Raw genomic sequence first — 22,836 nt, 5'->3', positions numbered from 1 at the left:
ATCACTTGGTGTGCCAATAAATCCGTTCGCGCGAAAGGCGCGGTGCGGGCTTGTTAGCACGGCGATTGCCGATTCCTCCTGCGCCGGATGCAGGCGTGCCCTGCGGCAGCGCATTTCAGCCCGTGGAATTGCGGCTCTTCTCCCTCTCCCCGCTTGCGGGGAGAGGTAAAGCCGCGGCCGCAGCCGCATCACCCGATCGTCCAGACCAGCGGCGAACGGCCGCCCGCGGCGGTGCGCATCTGCACGCCGATGTGCCGGCCGCATCCCGCAGCCAGTCCTTCGAACAAACCCTCCAGCACCTTGGCACAGGCGCGGTGATAGTCGGCGACGTCGTCCATCAGCTTCCAGCTCTGCTGGCGGATTTCGAACGCGCCCTCGGACTGCGTCGTCTCGGCGGCGTCATCCTGCGCGGCGAACAGGGCGTTCAGGAACGCTGCGAACTCGCTCGCGCCGCCGCGGCTCATCGACAGCGCCGCGGCAACCTCGTCGAAATATTGCATCCCGATCAGCTTGCCTGTGAGGTGCAGGAGATAGGCGGCATCCTCCGGACCGAACAGCTGCACCATCACGGGCGCGGCGGTGCGGACATATTCCATCGCGTAGTTGCGATAGGCCTTTTCCAGCCGAGGTTTTGGCCAGCTCGCGACCGGCAGAGCCGGTGCAGTCTTTGCGTCGAACAACGGCGCCTCCAGATGCCGCGCGAATACGAGGCGCTGGTCCAGCTCGAGTGGATGGTCGTACTGGTGATAGTAGCCTTCGAGCCCGTCCTGGCCGTCGACGCTCTGCTTGGTGCAGACGAAGCCGAGCCTGGTATCGCCGAGCGCGACGCCGTTGTTGGCGTGCCAGCCGCGCAGCATCGCGCGCGAGACCTCGCCCGGCACGCCGCAGATCGCGGTGCCCTTCCAGATCCAGCGCGGCGGCGGATAGCGGATCCAGGCCTTGGTGTCGCTCTCGTACATGTACTCGACGTGGACGCCGCCGATCCAGTTGGAGAGATAGTGATATTGCGCGGCGGCCACCGCCGGCGGCAGATGATCGATCCCGAGCTTCCTAAGGCCCGGCAGGAAGCGCTCCTGCTGCTGGCGGCGGAACACGCGGAAGACGAATTCGGCGGCATCCGCCGTGCCGCGGCGCGTGACGACGGTGAGGATGAGGCCGGTGAAAAAAGCGTGGTAGAGGTCGGCGACCGCACGCCAGCGCTTCCATTGGGCTTCCTGCGCGGTGTCGCCTGGCGTGGTCATGTTCGCTCCCGATCGTTGTTGCAATCGAGTGTGTCACCGCCTCTGCCGACAGGCAACATGACGCGCGCGCAAGCCTCTCTGCGCGGCGGCCCGTCAATTCCGCATCACGAATTTCGTGCAACCTTCGCAGCGCGATCGCGCTCGACGCGTTCGGTGACGTCGCGCGCCATCGCGACCGATCCCTGCACCGCGCCGCCGGCATCCCGCACCAGCGCAAACGTCATCTCGATGTAGAGCTTGCGGCCGCTCTTGTGCAGCGCGCGGGTCAGTGTCGGCTTGCCCGCAAGCTTCATCGTGCCGCTCGCGAGCGCGGCCTCGAAACCTTTCCAGTGCGCGGCGCGCAGATGCTCGGGAATGATGAGGTCGAGATTCTGGCCGAGCGCTTCGTCGGCGGTGAAGCCGAACAGCGCGCTCGATGCGCGATTCCAGCGCGTGATCGTGCCGGCGCGATCGGAATAGATCAGCGCGTCGGCGACGTCGTTGAGGATGTTTGCGTCGAGTTGGGATTGGTCGGTCATGTCGCCACCTCGCCGGAATGTAGCCCGGATGGAGCGAAGCGTACCGGGATCGTGCCACAAGCGAGAGTGTCCCGGATTTCGCTTCGCTCCATCCGGGCTACAGGATCGGGCTACACCCGAAAATGCTTCGATAGTTTGAGGCCCTGGGCCTGGTAATTGGAACCGATGCGCTGGCCATACATGGCGTCGGGACGCGCCAGCATCTTCTCATAGACGAGGCGGCCGACGATCTGGCCGTGCTCGAGGATGAACGGCACCTCGCGCGAGCGCACTTCGAGCACCGCGCGCGATCCCAGCCCGCCGGCACCGGCATAGCCGAAACCGGGATCGAAGAAGCCGGCATAGTGCACGCGGAATTCGCCGACCAGCGGATCGAACGGCACCATCTCCGCGGCGTAATCCGGCGGCACCTGCACCGCTTCCTTGGAGGCGAGGATGTAGAACTCGCCGGGATCGAGGATCAGGCTGCCGTCGGGGCGCGCCGAGATCGGCTCCCAGAAATCCTCGACGGAATAGCCGGCGCGACGATCGACATCGACGACGCCGGTATGGCGCTTGGCACGATAGCCGACGAAGCCGTTCGCCTTCTCGCCGGAGAGATCGACCGAGACGGCAACGCCGCCCGCGAGATCGGCATCGTCGATATCGACGAGGCGCTCGGCGGCATGCAGCGCATCGAGCTCGTCGGCGTTGAGGATGGCATCGCCGGTGCGGAAGCGCACCTGCGACAGGCGCGAGCCCTCGCGCACCAGCACCGGAAACGTCTTCGGGCTGATCTCGGCATAGAGCGGGCCGTGATAGCCGGCGCCGATCATGTCGAAGCGGCGGGTGCCGTCGGCGATGACGCGGGTGAAGACGTCGAGGCGGCCGGTCGAGCTTTTAGGATTGGCGGCCGCGACGATCTCCGGCGGCAGCGCCAGGCTTTCCAGCAGCGGCACGATGTAGACGCAGTTGGTCTCCAGCACCGCGCCGTCGGCAAGGCTAAACTCGTGCAGCTTCAACTCGTCGATGCGCTCGGCGACGGTGGCACCGGGACCGGGCAGGAAGCTGGCGCGGACGCGATAGGCGATGTCGCCGAGACGCAGATCGAGGCTCGCCGGCTGGATCTGGCTCTCGACGAAATCGTAGGCGGGCAGGATGAGGCCTGCTTCCGCCATCGCCGCGATCATGCGGTCGGGCAGGATACCATTGGCGTCGGGCGCGACCGTGAACGTCAACCGAGGGTCCTCATCAGGGGTCAAGTACATCCGGACATGCGGGAAATACTAGCCTTTTACGGCTATCCGATGGACGCCTTGACGAAAAGGGCAATGCGGAATATGAGCATCACTTATCCCGTGGTGATTTGAGCCGGCCGGCTTGCAGCCACGTTAAATAAGTCGCTAAACAGGCCGGGGACCTCTGTGATCCCGGCCCGTGGTTTTATCCAGGCCGGTTTTTTTGTGACCGTTTTCGACGAGACGGTCATATCGGAGGGTCCTATGTCGAAGTCGCCTGCCACTTACCGCCCCGAAACCCGCCTGGTCCATTCCGGCACCCTGCGCTCGCAATATGGCGAGACGTCAGAGGCGCTGTTTTTGACGCAAGGGTATGTCTACAACAGCGCCGAGGAGTGCGAGGCGCGGTTCAAGGGCGAGGATCCCGGCTTCATCTATTCGCGCTACTCCAACCCGACGATCGCAATGTTCGAGCGCCGCATGATCGAGCTCGAGGGCGCCGAAGCCGCGCGCTCGGCGGCAACCGGCATGGCGGCGGTGACCACCGCGATCCTGGCGCCGCTGAAGGCCGGAGATCACGTCGTTGCTTCCCGCGCGCTGTTCGGGTCGTGCCTCTACGTCATCCAGGACCTGTTGCCGCGCTACGGCATCGAGACCACGCTGGTCGACGGCGCCAATCTCGATGAATGGCAGCGCGCGGTGAAGACCAACACCAAGACGTTCTTCCTGGAGAGCCCGACCAACCCGACGCTCGACGTGCTCGACATTCCCGGCATCGCCGAGATCGCGCACAAGGGTGGCGCGCGGCTTGTCGTCGACAACGTGTTCGCGACCCCGATCTGGCAGAGCCCGCTCGCGCTCGGGGCCGACGTCGTCGTCTACTCCGCGACCAAGCACATCGACGGCCAGGGCCGCTGTCTCGGCGGCATCATCCTGTCGTCGGAAGCCTTCATCGCCGAGCACATCCACAATTTCATGCGCCAGACCGGCCCGTCGATCTCGCCCTTCAACGCCTGGGTCCTGCTCAAGGGCCTGGAAACGCTGGGCGTGCGCGTGCGCGCGCAGACCGACACGGCGGCGCAGGTCGCCGAGGTGCTGGCGAGCCATCCGAAGATCTCGCGGCTGATCTATCCCGGCCGCGCCGATCATCCTCAGGCGGCGCTGGTGAAGAAGCAGATGCGCGGCGGCTCGACGCTGGTCGGCTTCGAGGTGAAGGGCGGCAAGGCCGCGGCGTTCCGCGTGCTCAACGAACTCAAGCTTGCGAAGATCTCCAACAATCTCGGCGACGCCAAGAGCCTCGTGACCCATCCGGCCACCACGACGCATCAGCGCCTGAAGCCGGAAGACCGCGCCGCGCTCGGCATCAGCGAAGGTTTCATTCGCTTCTCCGCAGGGCTGGAGCATGCCGACGATCTGATCGAGGATCTGACGGCGGCGCTGGAGAAGGCGTGATCTTAGATTGTAGGGTGGGTTAGCGCAGCGTAACCCACCACTGTCTATCTCCGCGGATGAAGAAGTGGTGGGTTACGGCTTCGCCTAACCCACCCTACGCCACCGAATTACATCGGCCGGTACGTCCGCACATCCGCGGGCACGTTCACCCCGAGCTTGATCTGGCCGACGGAGCGGATGATGTCATCGCCGAGCAGCTGGGCGAAGCAAGCATAGCCCCAATCGTTCATGTGCAGGCCGTCGGCGATCACGAAGCTCTCGACCGGGATCGACTGGTTCTCGTGCCAGTCGCGCATCACCTCGAAGCGCGGGAAGATGCCGACCTTGCGCAGCTCGGCGACCTTGCCGAGCAGCTTGATCATCTTGCCGGCGCTCTCGGCGCGCTGATTGACGGCCGGCGAATATTGCGGATCGACCAGCACGATGTCGGCGCCGCCGGCGGCCTGGATGCGGGCGATGCCGTCCTCGACGAGCTTGGCGGTGTCGCCGGGATCGAGATTGCGCAGCACGGCGTTGGTGCCGACCTGCCAGATCACCATGTCCGGATGCACGTCGATCACCTGCGTCTGCAGGCGCTTCATCATCTCGGGCGCGTCTTCGCCGCCGACACCGGCATTGATGACGGTGATGTCGGCGGTCGGATAGTGCCGGTGCAGCTGCGCGGCGAGGCGGTTCGGATAGTTGAAATCAGGCGAGCTCGCACCATAGCCGGCGGTCGACGAGGAGCCGAACGCGACGATCACGACGGGCTTACCGGCGACGAGCTTGGCGGCGACATGCGGCAGCGAGCCCATCGCCTTCGCACTGCCCTTGTTCGCGTCCTTGGGCGGCAGGCAGGGCACGCGGCTGAAGATGTCGCCGGCGGATTTCGCGACCTGCTTCACCTTGTCGATGGCGCGCGAGGTGATGCCGCGCTGCTCGGGCGACGTCGCCGCGACCGTGGTCTGGGAGGACGGTGCGGGCGCGGGATTAGCGGCTTGCGCCGGTGCAGGCGTCGCCTGCGCCGCCTGCGCCTGCGCGCGCGACTGCGAGGCCGGCGTCAGCAGCAGCAGCACGGCTGCTGCCGATACAGTCAGCCATGCCGTCAAGCCAAAAGGGCGGAGAGAACTCATTAACGCTAGACCTCAATTTTGCTGCTGGGCCGGCCCCAGATGGGCTGCGTCGAACACGAACTGTGCCAACGCCCGGCCAAGGCAATCATGGACCTGTTTCGCCAGCTCTGGCCCGCGGGACGGGCTGAACAGGTCGAACTGACCCTGATCATTCCACTGCCGCATGATCGCGAAACGGTCGAACAGCGGGATGTCGTGCTCCTGCGCCACCACACGCATATTGTCGAGGTAAGGCGGCACCGAGATCATGGTCTCCGTACGCGGGCTGTACTGCAAGTTCATCAACACGACGTCAGCCCCTGCCTTTTGCAGCGCAGTAACCCCTTCGGTCACAGCGCCGCGAAAATCATCGGGATCGATGGCTCGGATAGCATCCACGGTCCCGGTCTGCCAGATGACCAAAGTAGGCCTTTTTGCTTCCACCAGCTTAACGAAGGTAGCGGCGGCCTCCTCTGCCGTCTTCTTGCTCTGTATTTCTACGGAGACGTGCAAGGCCTCCGACGGCGGCAGCTTGTCCTTCAGGATGGCCTGCATGCGCGCCGGATAGGAGGCGTCTTCGGAGGCCGGAATCCTCGTCGAACCGCTGCCGATGACCAGAACCTCGAGTGGCTTGCCTGACCTGACGGCCTCGGCAACCCTGGGAAGCTGGCTTTCGCTGGTGAGCAGATAGGACGGCAGTTCGCAGGCGGGAGGCACGGCCGGAGCAGCAGGCGCAGCATCGCCCGCGCGCGCCTGGGGCGCGGCGAGGACACCGCATAGCAGGACAAGGCTCAGGAGAACCTTCGCCTTCATCAGCCCCCTCCCGCCAGATCGGCGTTGCCGACGGCGTTTTTGGTTTTTGCACCGCTCTTGTCAGCCACGCGCTTGTACCACGAAATCACCCAGGCCACGCCCCACATGATCAGGATTCCGGAGAGACTAATCAGCGCATGCATGGCTGCGCCGCCTGAGACTTCGGCCAGGATGAAGTGGCCGGCGAAGGCGAGGAAGACGCCGAGGCAGAAGATCTCCAGGGAATGGGAGCCGCACAGGATCAGCGGCCGCAGCCACGGCGACTTCAGGCCCGGCCAGTCGCGCGGCAGGAAGCGCACGGTAAGCGCGGCCAGCGCCAGGAAATGCGTGAAGCGCAGAACGTCGAGGTTGGTCTTGTCGATCGGATACATCCACTGTTCGAGCAACTTCGGCATCAGGTGGGGCACCCGCGGCGCATACCAGGTCAACGTCACGTAGAACGCCGCCACGATATAGGCGATCGCGATCCACATCGTTACCGGCGACGCTAAAATACGCGACATGCGCCGCGCACCTCCGAGCGCACACCATGCGCCGAACACAAACAGCAATTGCCAGGCAAAGGGATTGAACGCCCAGAACCCGTTCGGATAGGCCGACAAATAGAGGTCCCACTCCCAGGTCACCGCATAGAGCACGGTCGAGAGCGCCAGCGTGACGTCGGGCTTCCACTTCATCGACCACAGGATCAAGGGCAGCGCGAGCATCAGGACGATGTAGAGCGGCAGCACGTCCATGTTGACGGGACGGAAGCGCAGCAGCAGCGCCTGCACGATGGTGACGTCGGGCTGCTTGAGGAAATCCATGATCCCCATCTCTTCGGTGTAGAGCGGGTTCTCGAAGCTGGTCGCCACATAGGAGATCTCGGCGAGGAAGATCGTGAACAGGAAGACGTGCGCGACGTAGATCTGCCAGACCCGCCGCAGGATGCGCGCGGTGGCGATGACGAAGCCGCTCTCCAGCATGGCGCGGCCATAGACGAAGGCGGCGGTGTAGCCGGAGATGAAGATGAAGATCTCGGTGGCGTCGCTGAAGCCGTAATTGCGGATCGTGAACCAGGTCAGCAGGCTCGGCGGCAGATGGTCGATGAAGATCAGCCACAGCGCCAGCCCGCGGAACAGGTCGAGGCGGAGCTCGCGCTCGCCGATGGCGGGCAGCGAGATGGCCGGCGCGGCCGCACGCGGCTTGGTCTCCGCGGGATTGGCGGTTCCCGCGATGGTCGATCCCGTCACTTGGTCGGCAATGGTCATCGGGGCCTAAAAACCCTCACCCAAATCGCGACGTTACATGGAGTGTACCGGTCCGGCCGTCGTCTCGCAAAGCGGCCGGATCACATCGGGGTGCTTTTCCCTTTGGGGACGCCCTTCCCTTGGGGTGTACTTCCTCGCCAATTCTGGCGGGACGATGTCGCCAGGACCGGCTCCGGCGTTTGGTTCCGGACCGGATTTCGGTATGATGTCGGCCATGTATCGCGCCGTGACCCGCCAGATCGAAGTAACCGTCGAGCCGAACTTTGTTCCGGAGCAGTCGTCGGCCGACCGCTCCCGCTATTTCTGGTCCTACACCATCGTCATCACCAATTCCGGCGAGGAAACCGTGCAGCTCAAGACGCGGCACTGGATCATCACCGACGCCACCGGCCGGCAGCAGGAGGTGAAGGGCGAGGGCGTGGTCGGCGAGCAGCCGACCCTGGCCCCCGGCGAACGGTTCGAATACACCTCCGGCGTGCCGCTGACGACCGCCTCCGGTTTCATGACCGGCCGCTACCAGATGGTCAGCGAAACCGGCGAACGCTTCGAGATCGACGTGCCGACGTTCTCGCTGGACAGCCCGGACAACAAGCGGGTGCTGAACTAGGGGCACCCGAGTGTCCCGGACGCCCCGCAACGCGAAGCGTTGCTGCGCAGAGCCGGGACCCAGAAGGCAACACGGAAAGCTGCGGCGAGATGGGCCCCGGCTCTGCAGCGCACCGCTGAAGAAGCGCTGCGCTGCGTCCGGGGCACGCGAGCCGGAGCGCTACGAAGCAATGAAGGAGAATGCGCGCCCTACGCGTCCTCGACGCCCGCCTCATCCGGCGTGAACTGGTAGACCGACGAGCAGAACTCGCAGGTCACGACGACCTTGTCGTCCTTGACCATCGCGGCGCGGTCGTCGGACGAGAAGCTCTTCAGCATCGAGGCGACCGCGTCGCGCGAGCAGGAGCACTGCGCTTTCAGCGACAGCGGATTGAACACGCGCACGCCGCGCTCGTGGAAGAGGCGATACAGCAGCCGCTCGCCGGAGAGCTCCGGATCGATCAGCTCGACGTCCTCGACGGTGTCGATCAGCGAGCGCGCCTCGACCCAGGCGTCGTCTTCCGCGACGCTGTGCACCTCGGCGCCTTCGGGCGCATCGCCGGGATGCAAATCCGCCTGCCGCGCGCGCTCGGGCGCCTTCGGCAGGAATTGCATCAGCATGCCGCCGGCGCGCCAGCGATGCTTGCCGCCGTCGCTCGAGCGCCATTCTTCGCCAACGGCAAGGCGCACCTTGGTCGGGATCTGCTCGGAGCGCAGGAAATATTCGTGGGCAGCGTCTTCCAGGCTGCCACCGTCGAGCGCGACCAGGCCCTGGTAGCGGCTCATGTCGGGGCCCTGGTCGATGGTCATGGCGAGATGACCGCGGCCCAGCAGCGTGCCGGAATCCTTGACGTCACCGAGACGCGCGGCGTCGAAGCGCGCATAGGCGCGCAGGCGATCGGGCGCCTGGTAGTCCACCACCAGGAACGACACCGGACCGTCGGTCTGGGCCTGCAGGATGAAGCGGCCCTCGAATTTCAGCGCCGAGCCGAGCAGCGTCGCCAGCACGATGGCCTCGCCGAGCAGCTTGCCGACCGGCGCGGGATAATCGTGCTTGGTCAGGATCTCGTCGAGCGCCGGACCGAGCCGGACCAGCCGCCCGCGCACGTCGAGCGCGTCGACCTCGTAGGGCAGCACGGCGTCATCGATCGGAACCGCGGATGGTGCGCGAACCGGGCCTTCAGGCCCGGTTTTCATGTCAGGGGATTGGGAAACCATGGCGCTTTATCTGGGGTCGGAGGACGGAAATGGAAGGGGTGCGGGTGGTGTGTGTTCCGGGTGTGGGTCGATTGCAAAGCGATACCGCAACACAGTCGTCGTCCCGGCGAAGGCCGGGACCCATAGCCACAAATATTGATTTGGCGATGACTCATCGCCTCCGCCCGCCTCCACAAGAGAGATCACGCGGTATGGGTCCCCGGCCTTCGCCGGGACGACGATTACCTTCGCCGCCGCTACTTCACCGCGTCGAAGCACCAGGCCAGAATGCCCTTCTGCGCGTGCAGGCGGTTTTCGGCCTCGTCGAACACGACCGATTGCGGGCCGTCGATCACCTCGTCGGTGACCTCCTCGCCGCGATGCGCGGGCAGGCAGTGCATGAACAGCGCGTCGGGTTTTGCCAGCGACATCAGCTTCGAATTGACCTGGTAGGGCTTGAGCACGTTGTGGCGATGCTCGCCCTCCTTGTCGCCCATCGACACCCAGGTGTCGGTGACGACGCAGTCGGCGCCCTTCACGGCGGCCTCGGGATCGCTGCCGAGCACGATCGGTGCGCCGGTCGCCTTGATCCAGTCGCGCATCGGCTTCTTCGGCGCGAGCTCCGGCGGTGTTGCGACGTTGAGCTGGAATTTGAAGCGCTCGGCGGCATGCGCCCAGGACGCCAGCACGTTGTTGTCGTCGCCGGTCCAGGCCACCGTCTTGCCCTCGATCGGGCCGCGATGCTCCTGATAGGTCAACAGGTCCGCCATCACCTGGCAGGGATGCGAGCGCCGCGTCAGGCCGTTGATGACGGGCACGGTCGCATTCGCCGCGAGCTCCAGCAGCGCATCGTGGTTGAGGATGCGGATCATGATGGCGTCGACATAGCGCGACAGCACGCGCGCGGTGTCGGCAATGGTCTCGCCGCGGCCGAGCTGCATCTCGGCGCCGGTGAGCATGATGGGCTCGCCGCCGAGCTGGCGCATGGCGACGTCGAACGAGACGCGGGTGCGCGTCGAGGGACGCTCGAAGATCATCGCCAGCGTCTTGCCTTCGAGCGGCCTGACCGGCTGATGCGCCTTCTGCTTCGCCTTCATGGCCGAGGAGGCGTCGAGCATGCTCTTGAGCTCCGACAACGGGAGCTCGTTGATATCGAGAAAGTGCTTCGGGGACTTGCTCATCAGCTTGTCGCCCGCTTGTTGCCCGTGAGCGCAGTGCAGGCGCGCTCCAGCCGTCCGACGCTGTCCTCGATCTCGGCTTCGGTGACGATCAGAGGCGGCAGGAAGCGCACGACATTGTCGCCGGCACCGACCGTGAGCAGCTTTTCGTTGCGCAGCGCGGCGACGAGATCGCCCGAGGGCACGACAGCCTTGATGCCGATCAGCAGGCCCTCGCCGCGCACCTCGCTGACGACGTCGGGATGACGGTCGATCACGGAGGCGAGCTTCTGCTTGAGCAGCAGCGACATCTTCTGCACGTGGTCGAAGAAGCCGGGCTTGAGCATGACGTCGAGCACGGCGTTCGCGGCCGAGATCGCCAGCGGATTGCCGCCGAAGGTCGAGCCGTGCGAGCCGGGGCCCATGCCGGAGGCCGCCTCCGCGGTGGCCAGCACCGCGCCGATCGGGAAGCCGCCGCCGAGCGCCTTGGCGAGCGACATCACGTCAGGCGTGACGCCGTAGCGGCGATGCGCGAACAGATCGCCGGTGCGCCCCATGCCGGTCTGCACCTCGTCGAAGGCGAGCAGCAGGCCCTTCTCGTCGCAGAGCTGACGCAGCGCCTTGAGGAACGCCGGCGTCGCCGAGCGCACGCCGCCCTCGCCCTGGATCGGCTCGATCAGGATGCCGGCGGTCTGCGGGCCGATCGCCTTCTTCACGGCCTCGATGTCGCCGTGCGGGAGCTGGTCGAAACCGTCCATCGGCGGACCGAAACCTTCGAGATATTTTGGCGATCCCGTCGCGGCGAGCGTTGCCAGCGTGCGGCCGTGGAAGGCGCCTTCGAAGGTGATGATGCGGTAGCGCTCCGGATGGCCCTTGGAGAAGTGATGATGGCGGACCAGCTTGATCACGCCCTCCAGCGCCTCGGCGCCGGAATTGCAGAAGAACACGAAGTCCGCGAAGCTCTCGCTGCACAGGCGCGCGGCAAGCTTCTCGCCGTCCGGGCTCTGGAACAGGTTCGACATGTGCCAGAGCTTGGTCGCCTGCTCCTGCAGCGCCTTGACCAGCGCGGGATGGGCGTGACCGAGCGCGTTCACCGCGACGCCGGAGGTGAAATCGAGATAGCGATCGCCATTGGTCGCGATCAGCCAGCAGCCTTCACCACGCTCGAAACCGAGGTCGGCTCTGGCGAAAACGGGGAGCAAATGCGGCGCTGCGCTGTTAGTCATGACGATCACTTGATTGTTGAGGACGGCCCGGGCGCGCTCACGCAGCGCACCATTGACCGGCCCGGAAAACGAAACGTGCCGCCTTTTAAGGGCGGCACGTGACACTATCTTATGCCGGGTAGAACGGGTGTCAATGCCGCCCGAAAGCCTCGCGAAACGCAGAATCCGTAGTCTTGCGGTGCCTAATTAGCGCGGTTTTAGCCACGGAACATGTGGAAGCGAGTCGGCGGACTCTTGCGCGTGAGTCACGCCATATTGTAGCGTTTGGCTTGTCAGATACGACATCTCGTGCAGCAGTTCTGATCCTCTAAGTCCTCATGTACCGGCGTAAACGTTCGGGCGTTCTGGTTACGCCCGGCGAGCCTTAAGGGATTCTGGCGGCACGGGTTTTTCGAGGCTTAGGCATTCGCCGCAGGGCGCCAGGACGGCAGCCGCGCGGCGAGGGAAAGGGTGCAATGACGGTTTTGACCTGGTCCGACGATCGCGTCGAGCAGTTGAAAAAGCTCTGGGAGGCCGGTTTGTCGGCCAGCCAGATCGCAGCCGAGCTCGGCAACGTGACCCGTAATGCCGTGATCGGCAAAGTGCACAGGCTCGGCCTGTCCGGCCGCGCCAAGAGCCCCTCCTCGGCAGCTCCGCGGCCGCGCAAGGCGCGTCCCGCGCAGCATATGATGCGGGTCAGCCGCCCCATCGCCCGCGGCAACACCGCGCTGGCGCAGGCCTTCGAGGTCGAGGTCGAGGCGGAGCCCGTGACCTACGACAACGTGGTGCCGATGAGCCAGCGGCTGTCGCTGCTGGAGCTGAACGAGGCGACCTGCCACTGGCCGGTCGGCGATCCCTCGAGCCCGGATTTCTTCTTCTGCGGCGGCAAGGCGCTCTCGGGCCTGCCCTACTGCGCCCAGCACTCGCGCGTGGCCTATCAGCCCGCCGCGGATCGCCGGCGCGCGCCGGCCAAGCCCGGCACGCGCTGAGCACGGTTTTAAGCGACACCGTCCCGACGTGAGGCCGGGACGATGATCGAGGCATAAAAAAGCGCGCCATGTGGCGCGCTTTTTATTTGGCCTGCCTGAAGCCGCTCTCAGGTCTGCTCGGCTTTCGCAAAGCGGTCGTCGAGCGCGTAGCCCGCACCGCGGACCGTGCGGATCGGGTCCTGCTCGCGGCCGAGATTGAGCAGCTTGCGCAGGCGCCCGATATGGACGTCGACGGTGCGCTCGTCGATGTAGATGTCGCGGCCCCAGACGCTGTCGAGCAGCTGCTCGCGCGAGAACACGCGGCCGGGATGCTCCAGGAAGAACTCCAGCAGGCGATATTCGGTCGGGCCGAGATCGATCGGCCGGCCCGAGCGCGCGACGCGGCGCTTGTCGCGATCGAGCTCGATGTCGCCATAGGCGAGCACGGTGGCGAGCCGCTCGGGGCTGGCGCGCCGCAAGAGGCCCTTCACGCGCGCCAGCAGCTCCGGCACCGAGAACGGCTTGACGATGTAGTCGTCGGCGCCGGTGGCCAGCCCGCGCACCCGCTCGCTCTCCTCGCCGCGCGCGGTGAGCATGATGATCGGGAGCTGCTTGGTCTCGGGGCGGGTCCGCAGCCGCCGGCACAGCTCGATGCCTGACAGGCCCGGCAGCATCCAGTCGAGCACGATCAGATCGGGAATATGTTCCTTGAGACGGGTGTCGGCGTCGTCGCCGCGCATCACCGTCTCGACGTCATAGCCGTCGCCTTCGAGGTTGTAGCGCAGAAGCTCGGTGAGAGCTTCCTCGTCTTCAACCACCATAATGCGTGCGCCCATGGTGTCGTCGCTCCTTAAGTCTTCAGGTATTCGGAACCGTCGTGGCGAAGGTCGTCATGTCGCCCTTCGGCCGCTTGTCGGTGATCGCCTGGCCCTCGATCATGTAGAACACGGTCTCGGCGATGTTGGTGGCGTGGTCGCCGATCCGCTCGATGTTCTTGGCGCAGAACATCAGGTGGATGCAGAACGAGATGTTGCGCGGATCCTCCATCATGTAGGTGAGGAGCTCGCGGAACAGCGAGGTACAGATGGCGTCGACTTCCTCGTCGCCCTTCCACACCGCCATCGCTGCCGGCAGGTCGTGCGCGGCATAGGCGTCCAGCACCGACTTGACCTGCTGCTGCACGAGGTCGGTCATGTGTTCCAGGCCGCGGAACAGCTTGAGCGGATGGAAGTCCGTCTCCAGCGCCGCGACGCGCTTGCCCATGTTCTTGGCGAGGTCGCCGATGCGCTCGAGATCGGTCGCGACGCGCATCGCGCCGACGATCTCGCGCAGGTCCACCGCCATCGGCTGGCGGCGCGCGATGGTGAGAACGGCACGCTCCTCGATCTTCTTCTGGAGCGCGTCGAGCTCGGCGTCGATGGTGACGACGCGCTGGCCGAGCGCGACGTCGCGGCGGATCAGCGCGTCGACGGAATCGACGATCATGCGCTCGGCGATGCCGCCCATCTCGGCGACCAGGCGGGTGAGCTCCTGGAGGTCGGTGTCGAAGGCTTTTGCGGTATGTTCAGAACCCATGTCCCGTCTCCTCAGCCGAACCGGCCGGTGATGTAATCCTGCGTGCGCCGATCGGTCGGCGACGTGAAGATCTTGCTGGTGTCGTCGAACTCGATCAGCTCGCCGAGATACATGAAGGCGGTCTTGTCGGAGACGCGCGCCGCCTGCTGCATGTTGTGGGTGACGATCGCGATCGTGTAATTCTCGGACAGTTCCTGGATCAGCTCCTCGACCTTGGCGGTCGAGATCGGGTCGAGCGCCGAGCAGGGCTCGTCGAACAGGATCACCTCGGGCCGCACCGCGACGGTGCGGGCGATGCAGAGGCGCTGCTGCTGGCCGCCGGACAGCGACAGGCCGGAGGCGTTGAGCTTGTCCTTGACCTCGTTCCACAGCGCGCCGCCGCGCAGCGCCTTCTCGACGCGGTCGTCCATCTCCGACTTCGAGATCTTCTCATAGAGGCGGATGCCGAAGGCGATGTTCTCGTAGATCGTCATCGGGAACGGCGTCGGCTTCTGGAACACCATGCCGACGCGGGCGCGCAGCAGGTTCAGATCAAGCTTGGGGTCGAGGATGTTGGTCTGGTCGAGCATCAGCTGACCGGTGACGCGCTGGCCCGGATAGAGGTCGTACATCCGGTTGAAGATGCGCAGCAGGGTGGACTTGCCGCAGCCCGACGGGCCGATGAACGCCGTGACGCGGTTGGTGCCGAGCGTCAGGTTGATGTTCTTCAGCGCGTGGTGCTCGCCGTAATAGAAGTTGAGGTTGCGCACCGTCACCTTGGCGGGCGCTTCCGGCAGCGGCTGCGAGCCGGGATGAACGGGCGTACTGACGGAAACAGACATTTCACTCATTTTGCAGTCCTCTCGGCGCTCAGGAGGCGCGCGCCAATGTTCAGGGCAAGCACGGTCAACGTGATCAGCAGCGCGCCGCTCCAGGCCAGCTGCTTCCAATAGGCGTAGGGACTCTGGACGAAATTGTTGATGGTGACCGGCAGGTTGGCCATCGTCTTGTTCAGGCCCAGGCTGAAGAACTGGTTCGACAGCGCAGTGAACAGCAGCGGCGCGGTCTCGCCGGCGACGCGGGCGGTGGCCAGCATCACGCCGGTGATGAGGCCGGAGCGCGCCGCACGATAGGCGATGCGCTTGATCACCAGCGAGCGCGGCAGGCCGAGTGCGGAAGCCGCCTCGCGCAGCGCGTTCGGCACCAGCAGCAGCATGTCCTCAGTCGTGCGCAGCACCACCGGGATGACGATGACGGCAAGCGCGAGGCTGCCGGCGATCGCCGAGAAGCCGCGCATCGGCACCACCACCGCACCGTAGATGAACAGGCCGATGATGATCGAGGGCGCCGAGAGCAGGATGTCGTTGATGAAGCGGATCACCGAGGTCAGCTTGTCGTTGCGGCCGTACTCGGCGAGATAGGTGCCGGCGAACAGGCCGAGCGGCGCGCCGATGCCGACGCCGAGCACGGTCATGATGATCGAACCGACGATGGCGTTGCGCAGGCCGCCTTCGGTCGAGCCCGGAGGCGGCGTGTCGGCGACGAAGATCTGCAGGTTCAGACCGGCAATGCCGTTGTAGAGCAGCGTCATCAGGATCAATGCGAGCCACGTGACGCCGAAGGCGGCGGCACCGAGGCAGAGCACACGGATGACGATGTCCATGCGGCGACGGCGTGCGTAAATCGGGTTCATGTTACTTGCCCGCCTTCTTTTCGAGACGCATCAGCATCAACCGTGCAGCCGCGAGCACGAAGAACGTCAGCACGAACAGCAGCAGGCCGAGCAGGATCAGGCCGGACTGGTGCAGGCCGTCGCTCTCGGCGAACTCCGATGCGATCGCCGCCGAGATCGTGGTGCCGGGCGCGAAGATCGACGAGGAGATGCGGAACGAGTTGCCGATGATGAAGGTCACCGCCATGGTCTCGCCGAGCGCGCGGCCCAGCGCCAGCATGACTCCGCCGATGACGCCGACGCGGGTGTAGGGGATCACCACGCTGCGGACGACTTCCCAGGTGGTGCAGCCGACGCCGTAAGCGGCCTCCTTCAGCACCGGCGGCACGGTCTTGAACACGTCGACCGAGATCGAGGTGATGAAAGGCAGCACCATGATGGCGAGGATCAGCGCGGCGTTGAACAGGCTGAGATAGGACGGGGGACCTGCGAAGATCGCGCCCAGCACGGGGACGCCGTCGAAGATCTTGATCATGAAGGGCTGGAAGGTGTTGGCCAGGAACGGACCCAGCACGAAGAAGCCCCACATGCCGTAGATGATCGAGGGAATGCCGGCGAGCAGCTCGATCGCCATGCCGATCGGACGGCGTGCCCATTGCGGACAGAGCTCGGTGAGGAAGATCGCGATGCCGAGACCGACCGGAATGGCGATCGCCATCGCAATGAAGGAGGTGACGAGCGTGCCGTAGATCGGCCCGAGCGCGCCGAGCACCGGCGGATCGGCGGACGGCGCCCAGCGCTGCGTCCACAGGAAGGAGAGGCCGTATTCCTTCATCGCCGGGAAGGCGCCGACGATCAGCGAAATGATGATGCCGCCGAGAATCAGCAGCACGGAAATCGCGCTCAGGCGCGTGATCCAGTAAAAGGTGAGGTCCCCGAGCTTGAACGCGCTTAATGCCTTGGCGCGGTCATACGGTCCGGCAGCATCAATTACGTTGCTCTCGACAGCCATCTCAGCCACGCCGATCCCCTGTAGCCGTTTTATACATGCTTGTTGTTGGTGGCGCGCTCCGGATCTGGCGCGATGCCGATCCGGAGCGGAGGTCTTGGATCATCCCGGCACCCTGTCCGGGAGGAGGAGCGCCTTAGCTCTTGATCTCGGCAGCCCAGGTCTTCTCGATCAGGGTCACGACGCCCTCGGGCATCGGGATGTAGTCGAGTTCCTCAGCCGCCTTGCCGCCGTTCTTGAAGGCCCAGCGGAAGAACTTGATGGCTTCCTGCGAGGCCGCCTTGTCGGTGGCGTCCTTGTGCATAAGGATGAAGGTCGCAGCCGTGATCGGCCAGGACTTCTCGCCGGGCTGGTCGGTCAGGATGACGTAGTAGCCGGGAGCCTTGGCCCAGTCGGCGTTGGAAGCGGCCGCCTGGAAGGCCTCGACGGTCGGCTGCACCGGCTTGCCGGCCTTGTTGACGAGACCGGTGTAGGTCAGCTTGTTCTGCTTGGCATAGGCGTACTCGACGTAACCGATCGAGTTCTTGGTCTGGCTGATGTTGCCCGACACGCCTTCGTTGCCCTTGGCGCCGACGCCGACCGGCCACTCGACCGCGGTGCCCTCACCGACCTTGCTCTTCCAGTCGGCCGAGGCCTTGGAGAGGTAGTTGGTGAAGTTGAAGGTGGTACCCGAACCGTCCGAGCGGCGGACCACGGTGATCGCGTCCGACGGCAGCTTCACGTTCGGATTGAGCTTCTTGATCGCGGCGTCGTCCCACTTGGTGATCTTGCCGAGATAGATGGAGGCGAGGGTCTCGCCGTCGAACACCATCTCACCGGGCTTCACGCCCTCGATGTTGACGACGGGAACGATGGCGCCCATCACCATCGGCCACTGGACGAGGCCGTCCTTCTCGAGCTGCTCGGCCTTGAGCGGCGCGTCGCTGGCGCCGAAGGTCACGGTCTTGGCCTGGATCTGCTTGATGCCGCCGCCCGAGCCGATCGACTGGTAGTTCAGACCGTTGCCGGTCTCCTTCTTGTAGGCGTCAGCCCACTTGGAATAGATCGGGAACGGGAATGTCGCACCGGCACCCGTGATATCGGCGGCAAAGGCCGCCGTCGTCGTTGCGGCGACCAAGCCGGCAGCGACGATCGTTTTGATGAAATTCATGCTGGTCTCCATACAGGGGAGCGAAGCGCCATCCGCGCCCGATCGCGCTCCCCGCGCCGCCCCTTTAGGAGCGGACGGCTGTGCTTTTACGAAGGTTTCGTGACAGTCGGATGACAGCAACAAGCGATTGAAATCGCTTGATTTTCAAGCTGCGGCAGGAGCCTTGACCTGGGGAAAACAGGCGGTGAAGGTGGCACCCTGGCGCGGCACACTTTCGATCAAAAGCCGGCCGCGATGCCGGTTAAGAATATGTTTCACCAGCGATAATCCGAGTCCGGTTCCACCCTGCGAGCGGCTGTCGCCGACATCGACCCGGTAGAACCGCTCGGTCAGCCGCGGCAGGTGCTCGGGGGCGATGCCGGGGCCGAAATCCCGGACCATGACGCGGATTTCCTGGGTTCCCTCGGTGGCGCCGCCCGAAGTCAGCGACACGATGACACGTCCGCCCGAGGCGCCGTATTTGAGCGCATTCTCGATCAGGTTCTCGAACAGGCGGAGCAGCTCCTCACGGTCGCCCGCGATCATCACCGGCGGGTCCGGCAGATGAATCTCGACCTCGACCTGGCGCTCGCGCGCCAGCGGCTCCAGCCCGTCGGCGACCTGGCGGATGATCGGTAGCAGGTCGACCAGGGTGTCGGGCCGCACATGGGCCGACAGTTCGACCCGCGACAGCGACAGCAGATCGTCGATCAGGCGCGCCATGCGGGTGGCCTGGTTGTGCATGATGCCCAGGAAGCGCTCCCGCGCCTTGGGATCGTCCTTGGCCTGGCCCTGCAGCGTGTCGATGAAGCCCGACAGGGCGGCCAGCGGGGTGCGCAGCTCGTGGCTGGCATTGGCGACGAAGTCGGCCCGCATCTCCTCTACCCGGCGCAGCGGCGTCTGGTCGTGGAAGGTCATCAGCATGCATTTGTCGGCGCCGCCGAAGCTGGTCGGCACCGGCACCGGCGTGATGATCAGCTCCATCCAGCGATCGACCGGAACATGATCGAGATAGGTCGCGCGGCGTGGCTCGGTGGTCGCGATCGACTCGCGCAGCGCGGTGATGATCTCCGGCGAGCGCAGCGCGAACTGGGCGAGCTCGTTGCGGCGGAGCGCCGGCGCGAGCTGGGCCGCGGCAGCGTTGAGGTGGATGACGCGCCCGGCGCGGTCGAGCAGCACCGCAGGATCGGGCATGCCGGCGACGACCGCGGCGACCGCAGCGCTCTCGACCGGATTGATGCGGCGGACATCATCGCGCGAGGCGGCGGTGTCGTGCAGGCGCCACGGGATCAGCGCCGCGGCGGCGATGCAGAGGAACACGGCAACGGCATGCAGGGCCGACAATTCGCCGAGCGAAACCACCACCGACAGCGCCAGCGCCGCGGCGATCAGGATGACGGTCGAGTGCCGCAGCCGGTCGGACCAGGGCTGGGCGGCGGGAGAAGAAGGGGCGTCGATCGCCATCTGGGCGGGCTTCTCCTGGAGGACTTGCCCCGTGGGCTGTGTCTGGGGTCGTGTCCTGGGACTTGTCTTCGGAACTTGTCTTTGGACCTTGGCGCCGGTCAGGCGCCGCTATCGCTGCGCTCTCTCACATAGGCGGCTTCACGGGCCGGACCGGGGTCGAGCTTGAGCGCCGCCTGCTGCAAACGCTTCGATCGGGCCCCGATTATAACTTCGCGAAACGTCAGCAAGATTACAGATATGACGAACGGGGACAGATAATAGAGCACGCGGAACAAGAGCATGCCGCCGAGCAGCTCCTCGCGGTCCATCTGCCAGAGGCCGACCAGCATGGCCGCGTCGAACACGCCGAGGCCTCCGGGCGAATGGCTGGCGAAGCCGAGCAGAGTGGCCGAGACGAAGATCACCGCGACCACGACGAAGCCGAGATTGGGCTCGTCCGGGACCAGCACATACATCGCCAGCGCGCAGAAGCCGAGGTCGATGATGCCGATGGCGATCTGGAGCAGCGTCAGCGGGCCGCCCGGCAGCACCACGGTCCAGGGCCCGCGGCCGACCACACGCGGCTGGGTCCAGACCCAGACCACATAGCCGATCAGCGCCACGATGATCATCAGCGCCAGCGTCCGGTTCAGCCAGGCCGGAAGCTGGTCGATCGAGGCCGCCGCCTCCGGATGGTAGGAGATGCCGAGGCCGAGCACGGCGGCGTTGCCGAGCCAGAAGGTTAGGCCGGCAAGGAAGCAGATCTTGGCGACGTCGATCGCGTTCAGCCCATAGGCCGAATAGATGCGGTAGCGCACCGCGCCGCCGGTGAAGACGGATGCGCCGACATTGTGGCCGATCGAATAGCTGGTGAAGGCGGCGAGCGCGTTGATGCGGTAGGGCACATGGGCGTGGCCGATCGCGCGCACGGCGAACAGATCGTAGAACGTGAGGGTGAAATAGCCTGCGGCGACGAACAGCCCGGCCATCGCGATCTGGCTCGGCTCGGTGCTCTTGATCGCTTCGAGGACTTCGTTGAAATCGATGCCGCGCAGCATGTGGTAGAGCACATAGCAAGCGATGCCGATGACCGCGACGCTGATCACAACTCCAAGCTTATGCAGGATTTGCTTCTGGCGCAGAAACGTCATCGCCCTGCGTATGGCTTCCAGCATCTAGACCTCGAACAACGCTTCAGCGGCCAGGACGGCCAGCGAACAGGCGGACGACGCACAGGCACTTGACGAACCCTCGCCGCCGGCTCCGGTATCGCGCACGCCCCACGCTCCTCTAGCGCGTTTCGACGCGGAGTGGAATTCGCCAATTCGAACAAAAACACGTGCCTTCAATGTTTTAGGCAGGCTGCGGGCTCCCGGTGCACGGTTTGGCGCTTTCGGCGGCAAGCTTGACGCGAATCTCCGCGGCAATCCTGCGCAGGCGCCATGAAGTTTTGATGATTTCAGCCGCACAATGTTCCGTCACGCCTTAAGCCCAAATCAATCTATGGGCCGCGTCCGCCTCTTGAAAGAGGGGCGGCCCCCAGACCTTGGGTCAACGGATTTGGGATGCGCCGGGGACAACCCCGGCCCCCACGGTCTGGGTGCACAGCAACATCACGGAGCGGCGGGCGGCGCGGTGCGCGAGACCACCCGGTCGCGCAACCAGGCGCCGATGGTGCAGCCGACGAGATAGCAGGCGAACATGATCAGGCCGAGGTCGAGCCAGTAGCCGAAGCGGCCGGGGACCACATGCGCGAACGAGGCCGCGACCAGCCCCGCGGCAAGCAGCGCGAGCCAGCGGGCGGTGACCTTCGAGGTGCCGTTGCCGCGCTGGACCACCGAGATCCAGCCCATGCAGAAGCCCAGCAGCACCGAACCGATCAGCCAGCCCATATGGAACGAGACGAGATAGGGCATGGTCACCTCACCAGAAATTCGATGCGGCGGTTCTGCGCCTTGCCTTCGTCGGTATCGTTGCCGGCAAGAGGCTGCGTGGCGCCATAGCCGACCGCGGTGAAGCGGGCGGCGGGCAGACCGGCCTTGACCAGGTAGTCGATCACCGCCTGCGCGCGCTTCTCGGAGAGCGCCTGGTTGAAAGCGTCCTCCCCGTCGGCGTCGGTGTGGCCCGCGACCTCGATATTGGCATTGGGGCAGCGCAGCGCCGTCTCGATCAGATGGTCGAGCACGCCGGCGGAGTCCGGATCGATGTCGGCGCGCTTGGGCGCGAAGCGGATCTTGCCCTTGCCGAGGAGCTCGGAAAACAATTGCTGGCAGACTGTGCCGTCGACCGGGCCCGCCGCCGGCTTCACCGTGATCTCCGGCTTGTACTGCCAGTTCTTCGGGAAGTCCTTGCCGAGGCCGGCGCGGATGTCATTGGCGGCCCCTTCATAGAGCGCATCGCCCGACAGCTTCACCTCGCGATCGGAGACGACGAGCGTCCCGGTCGACAGCCGCGACAGCGCCCCGAGCGCTGCGACCACGGCGGGGTTGAAGGAGGCAGGCGCGCCAATGCTGGCCTTGAGATTGTCGACGACCTTTTCGCCGAAGAATTTTCGCGAGGCGCTGGTGGCGATCGCCGCGTGGACATTGTTATCCGGAACGTAGCCGGTCAGCGTCACCGTCGCGGCCACCGGATCCTTGTAGGCCTGGAAGATGTAGGGCGGCGCCTTGATCTCGTTGGCGGCGATCGTGAATCCCTCGGGCAGATTCTTCAGCGCGGCCGCGATCGCCTCGCGACCGCCGAGCTCGCGCGCCATGCCCGACAGATTGACCTTGGTGTCCGTGATCGTGATCTTGCCGTCCTTGAGCTTGCCGATCTGGTCGAGCAGCAGCATCGCGGCGGCCTCGAAACGCGGCGGCGCACCCCGGGCGAGACCCATCTGGTCGGCGACCTCGACCCCATTGACCTCCTTGCGCGCCGCCTCGGTCAGGCGTGCCTTCATCGAAGGCAAGGGCGCGGAGCCGGACAGCGTCACCCGCACCACGTCGCGCTCGGCGTTCCAGACGAAGGGTTTGGCTTCGGGAACGAGGCGGGTCCGGTCGTCGACCAGGCGCACGCCCGGGACCAGCTCGACCGCCATCACGGCGTCGCGCCGACCCTCCTCGGAAAAGGCGTCCGCTGCCAGACTGACGTCGCGGCCGTCCACCGCGATCCGGGTCTTGTCCAGAACGGTATCCTTTAGCGCCGCCGAGCTGCGGGCGGACAGGTCCGCCTCGACCGGCAAGGTATTATTCCAGGCCGCAAATCCCCACATGACGGCCAGGGGGATGAGCCCCGGCCACCATTTGCTGGCCCACCTGAAAAGCTTCTGCATTCGACGACCCGAACTCTGGAAC

At 65.3% G+C, this 22,836-nt stretch carries 22 protein-coding genes and 1 riboswitch; of the genes, 3 read left to right on the top strand and 19 right to left on the bottom strand.

Going from position 1 to position 22,836, the window contains the following annotated elements; all coding sequences use genetic code 11:
• Window positions 1-188: 188 nt before the first annotated feature.
• The 3 genes from JQ617_RS36830 to JQ617_RS36820 form a co-directional block, all read right to left on the bottom strand.
• Window positions 189-1,241, bottom strand: a complete 1,053-nt coding sequence (locus JQ617_RS36830; protein ID WP_212030627.1) for a hypothetical protein — start codon at window positions 1,239-1,241, stop codon at window positions 189-191.
• Window positions 1,242-1,345: 104 nt separating this feature from the next.
• Window positions 1,346-1,759 (bottom strand): PAS domain S-box protein, encoded by a 414-nt coding sequence (locus JQ617_RS36825; RefSeq protein WP_212030626.1) that lies wholly within the window; start codon window positions 1,757-1,759, stop codon window positions 1,346-1,348.
• Window positions 1,760-1,869: 110 nt separating this feature from the next.
• A complete protein-coding gene (locus JQ617_RS36820; protein ID WP_156527835.1) occupies window positions 1,870-3,006 on the bottom strand; it encodes a 2'-deoxycytidine 5'-triphosphate deaminase in 1,137 nt (378 codons plus the stop codon).
• A gap of 80 nt (window positions 3,007-3,086) precedes the next feature.
• Window positions 3,087-3,166, top strand: a riboswitch (SAM riboswitch).
• Between the two features lie 74 nt (window positions 3,167-3,240).
• Between JQ617_RS36820 and JQ617_RS36815 the strand changes: the two genes are divergently transcribed.
• The gene (locus JQ617_RS36815) at window positions 3,241-4,428 is read left to right on the top strand and encodes an O-succinylhomoserine sulfhydrylase (RefSeq protein ID WP_212030625.1); all 1,188 of its coding nucleotides are present in this window, start codon (window positions 3,241-3,243) and stop codon (window positions 4,426-4,428) included.
• 107 nt (window positions 4,429-4,535) lie between these two features.
• Here the strand turns inward: JQ617_RS36815 and JQ617_RS36810 are convergent, their stop codons facing one another.
• Genes JQ617_RS36810 through JQ617_RS36800 form a run of 3 tightly spaced genes read right to left on the bottom strand, consistent with a single transcriptional unit; the run spans window position 4,536 to window position 7,582 of the window.
• Window positions 4,536-5,540: an SGNH/GDSL hydrolase family protein gene (locus JQ617_RS36810; RefSeq protein WP_212030624.1), complete on the bottom strand. Its 1,005-nt coding sequence runs from the start codon at window positions 5,538-5,540 to the stop codon at window positions 4,536-4,538.
• Between the two features lie 12 nt (window positions 5,541-5,552).
• Window positions 5,553-6,332 (bottom strand): SGNH/GDSL hydrolase family protein, encoded by a 780-nt coding sequence (locus JQ617_RS36805; protein ID WP_212030623.1) that lies wholly within the window; start codon window positions 6,330-6,332, stop codon window positions 5,553-5,555.
• Entirely contained in the window at window positions 6,332-7,582 is a 1,251-nt protein-coding gene (locus tag JQ617_RS36800; RefSeq protein WP_063686415.1) for an OpgC domain-containing protein, read from the bottom strand. Before JQ617_RS36800 ends, JQ617_RS36805 begins: the two co-directional genes overlap by 1 nt.
• 214 nt (window positions 7,583-7,796) lie before the next feature.
• Between JQ617_RS36800 and apaG the strand changes: the two genes are divergently transcribed.
• On the top strand, window positions 7,797-8,189 hold the full coding sequence (gene apaG / locus JQ617_RS36795) for a Co2+/Mg2+ efflux facilitator ApaG/CorD (protein WP_063687726.1): 393 nt from the start codon (window positions 7,797-7,799) through the stop codon (window positions 8,187-8,189).
• A gap of 188 nt (window positions 8,190-8,377) precedes the next feature.
• Here apaG and JQ617_RS36790 read toward each other — a convergent pair whose 3' ends face one another.
• The 3 genes from JQ617_RS36790 to JQ617_RS36780 form a co-directional block, all read right to left on the bottom strand.
• Window positions 8,378-9,385 (bottom strand): Hsp33 family molecular chaperone, encoded by a 1,008-nt coding sequence (locus JQ617_RS36790; protein ID WP_212030622.1) that lies wholly within the window; start codon window positions 9,383-9,385, stop codon window positions 8,378-8,380.
• 236 nt (window positions 9,386-9,621) lie between these two features.
• On the bottom strand, window positions 9,622-10,545 hold the full coding sequence (gene argF / locus JQ617_RS36785) for an ornithine carbamoyltransferase (protein ID WP_212030621.1): 924 nt from the start codon (window positions 10,543-10,545) through the stop codon (window positions 9,622-9,624).
• Window positions 10,545-11,747, bottom strand: coding sequence for an aspartate aminotransferase family protein (locus JQ617_RS36780; RefSeq protein WP_212030620.1), 1,203 nt, complete (start codon window positions 11,745-11,747; stop codon window positions 10,545-10,547). Before JQ617_RS36780 ends, argF begins: the two co-directional genes overlap by 1 nt.
• A gap of 455 nt (window positions 11,748-12,202) precedes the next feature.
• Between JQ617_RS36780 and JQ617_RS36775 the strand changes: the two genes are divergently transcribed.
• Window positions 12,203-12,715, top strand: a complete 513-nt coding sequence (locus JQ617_RS36775; protein WP_018644522.1) for a GcrA family cell cycle regulator — start codon at window positions 12,203-12,205, stop codon at window positions 12,713-12,715.
• Between the two features lie 107 nt (window positions 12,716-12,822).
• On the opposite strand, the gene phoB is transcribed toward JQ617_RS36775, so the two are convergent.
• The 10 genes from phoB to JQ617_RS36725 all read right to left on the bottom strand — a co-directional run bounded on the left by phoB (window position 12,823) and on the right by JQ617_RS36725 (window position 22,814).
• Window positions 12,823-13,530 (bottom strand): phosphate regulon transcriptional regulator PhoB, encoded by a 708-nt coding sequence (gene phoB, locus JQ617_RS36770; RefSeq protein ID WP_008143479.1) that lies wholly within the window; start codon window positions 13,528-13,530, stop codon window positions 12,823-12,825.
• A 22-nt stretch (window positions 13,531-13,552) separates the two neighbouring features.
• Window positions 13,553-14,269 carry a phosphate signaling complex protein PhoU gene (phoU, locus tag JQ617_RS36765; RefSeq protein WP_028155152.1) on the bottom strand — a complete coding sequence of 239 codons (717 nt, stop codon included), beginning with the start codon at window positions 14,267-14,269 and terminating at the stop codon, window positions 13,553-13,555.
• An 11-nt stretch (window positions 14,270-14,280) separates the two neighbouring features.
• Window positions 14,281-15,099, bottom strand: a complete 819-nt coding sequence (gene pstB / locus JQ617_RS36760; RefSeq protein ID WP_212030619.1) for a phosphate ABC transporter ATP-binding protein PstB — start codon at window positions 15,097-15,099, stop codon at window positions 14,281-14,283.
• Window positions 15,096-15,941, bottom strand: coding sequence for a phosphate ABC transporter permease PstA (pstA, locus tag JQ617_RS36755; protein WP_212030618.1), 846 nt, complete (start codon window positions 15,939-15,941; stop codon window positions 15,096-15,098). The genes pstB and pstA overlap by 4 nt, the downstream gene beginning before the upstream one ends.
• Before the next feature lies 1 nt (window position 15,942).
• Window positions 15,943-16,932, bottom strand: coding sequence for a phosphate ABC transporter permease subunit PstC (gene pstC, locus JQ617_RS36750; protein ID WP_212030684.1), 990 nt, complete (start codon window positions 16,930-16,932; stop codon window positions 15,943-15,945).
• 133 nt (window positions 16,933-17,065) lie between these two features.
• Window positions 17,066-18,079, bottom strand: coding sequence for a phosphate ABC transporter substrate-binding protein PstS (gene pstS / locus JQ617_RS36745; RefSeq protein ID WP_212030617.1), 1,014 nt, complete (start codon window positions 18,077-18,079; stop codon window positions 17,066-17,068).
• A gap of 144 nt (window positions 18,080-18,223) precedes the next feature.
• The gene (locus JQ617_RS36740) at window positions 18,224-19,522 is read right to left on the bottom strand and encodes an ATP-binding protein (RefSeq protein ID WP_212030616.1); all 1,299 of its coding nucleotides are present in this window, start codon (window positions 19,520-19,522) and stop codon (window positions 18,224-18,226) included.
• Between the two features lie 98 nt (window positions 19,523-19,620).
• Window positions 19,621-20,676: a putative bifunctional lysylphosphatidylglycerol flippase/synthetase gene (locus JQ617_RS36735; protein WP_063686396.1), complete on the bottom strand. Its 1,056-nt coding sequence runs from the start codon at window positions 20,674-20,676 to the stop codon at window positions 19,621-19,623.
• Between the two features lie 438 nt (window positions 20,677-21,114).
• Window positions 21,115-21,417, bottom strand: a complete 303-nt coding sequence (locus JQ617_RS36730) for a hypothetical protein (protein ID WP_212030615.1) — start codon at window positions 21,415-21,417, stop codon at window positions 21,115-21,117.
• A 2-nt stretch (window positions 21,418-21,419) separates the two neighbouring features.
• The gene (locus tag JQ617_RS36725; protein WP_212030614.1) at window positions 21,420-22,814 is read right to left on the bottom strand and encodes an OmpA family protein; all 1,395 of its coding nucleotides are present in this window, start codon (window positions 22,812-22,814) and stop codon (window positions 21,420-21,422) included.
• Between the last annotated feature and the right edge of the window lie 22 nt (window positions 22,815-22,836).

Source organism: Bradyrhizobium sp. KB893862 SZCCT0404, from assembly GCF_018130885.1.
GTDB lineage: Bacteria > Pseudomonadota > Alphaproteobacteria > Rhizobiales > Xanthobacteraceae > Bradyrhizobium > Bradyrhizobium stylosanthis.
The sequence above is the reverse complement of the archived record's forward strand: the minus strand, read 5'-3'. Positions and strand labels throughout refer to the sequence as shown.

Coding starts and splice junctions, on each gene's coding strand:
- JQ617_RS36820 (WP_156527835.1), bottom strand. CDS start 3,006: ATGTACTTGACCCCTGATGAGGACCCTCGGTTGACGTTCACGGTCGCG.
- JQ617_RS36800 (WP_063686415.1), bottom strand. CDS start 7,582: ATGACCATTGCCGACCAAGTGACGGGATCGACCATCGCGGGAACCGCC.
- pstC (WP_212030684.1), bottom strand. CDS start 16,932: ATGGCTGTCGAGAGCAACGTAATTGATGCTGCCGGACCGTATGACCGC.
- JQ617_RS36790 (WP_212030622.1), bottom strand. CDS start 9,385: ATGGTTTCCCAATCCCCTGACATGAAAACCGGGCCTGAAGGCCCGGTT.
- phoU (WP_028155152.1), bottom strand. CDS start 14,269: ATGGGTTCTGAACATACCGCAAAAGCCTTCGACACCGACCTCCAGGAG.
- argF (WP_212030621.1), bottom strand. CDS start 10,545: ATGAGCAAGTCCCCGAAGCACTTTCTCGATATCAACGAGCTCCCGTTG.
- JQ617_RS36815 (WP_212030625.1), top strand. CDS start 3,241: ATGTCGAAGTCGCCTGCCACTTACCGCCCCGAAACCCGCCTGGTCCAT.
- phoB (WP_008143479.1), bottom strand. CDS start 13,530: ATGGGCGCACGCATTATGGTGGTTGAAGACGAGGAAGCTCTCACCGAG.
- JQ617_RS36735 (WP_063686396.1), bottom strand. CDS start 20,676: ATGCTGGAAGCCATACGCAGGGCGATGACGTTTCTGCGCCAGAAGCAA.
- apaG (WP_063687726.1), top strand. CDS start 7,797: ATGTATCGCGCCGTGACCCGCCAGATCGAAGTAACCGTCGAGCCGAAC.
- JQ617_RS36775 (WP_018644522.1), top strand. CDS start 12,203: ATGACGGTTTTGACCTGGTCCGACGATCGCGTCGAGCAGTTGAAAAAG.
- pstB (WP_212030619.1), bottom strand. CDS start 15,099: ATGAGTGAAATGTCTGTTTCCGTCAGTACGCCCGTTCATCCCGGCTCG.
- pstA (WP_212030618.1), bottom strand. CDS start 15,941: ATGAACCCGATTTACGCACGCCGTCGCCGCATGGACATCGTCATCCGT.
- JQ617_RS36810 (WP_212030624.1), bottom strand. CDS start 5,540: ATGAGTTCTCTCCGCCCTTTTGGCTTGACGGCATGGCTGACTGTATCG.
- JQ617_RS36730 (WP_212030615.1), bottom strand. CDS start 21,417: ATGCCCTATCTCGTCTCGTTCCATATGGGCTGGCTGATCGGTTCGGTG.
- JQ617_RS36725 (WP_212030614.1), bottom strand. CDS start 22,814: ATGCAGAAGCTTTTCAGGTGGGCCAGCAAATGGTGGCCGGGGCTCATC.
- JQ617_RS36780 (WP_212030620.1), bottom strand. CDS start 11,747: ATGACTAACAGCGCAGCGCCGCATTTGCTCCCCGTTTTCGCCAGAGCC.
- JQ617_RS36805 (WP_212030623.1), bottom strand. CDS start 6,332: ATGAAGGCGAAGGTTCTCCTGAGCCTTGTCCTGCTATGCGGTGTCCTC.
- JQ617_RS36830 (WP_212030627.1), bottom strand. CDS start 1,241: ATGACCACGCCAGGCGACACCGCGCAGGAAGCCCAATGGAAGCGCTGG.
- pstS (WP_212030617.1), bottom strand. CDS start 18,079: ATGAATTTCATCAAAACGATCGTCGCTGCCGGCTTGGTCGCCGCAACG.
- JQ617_RS36740 (WP_212030616.1), bottom strand. CDS start 19,522: ATGGCGATCGACGCCCCTTCTTCTCCCGCCGCCCAGCCCTGGTCCGAC.
- JQ617_RS36825 (WP_212030626.1), bottom strand. CDS start 1,759: ATGACCGACCAATCCCAACTCGACGCAAACATCCTCAACGACGTCGCC.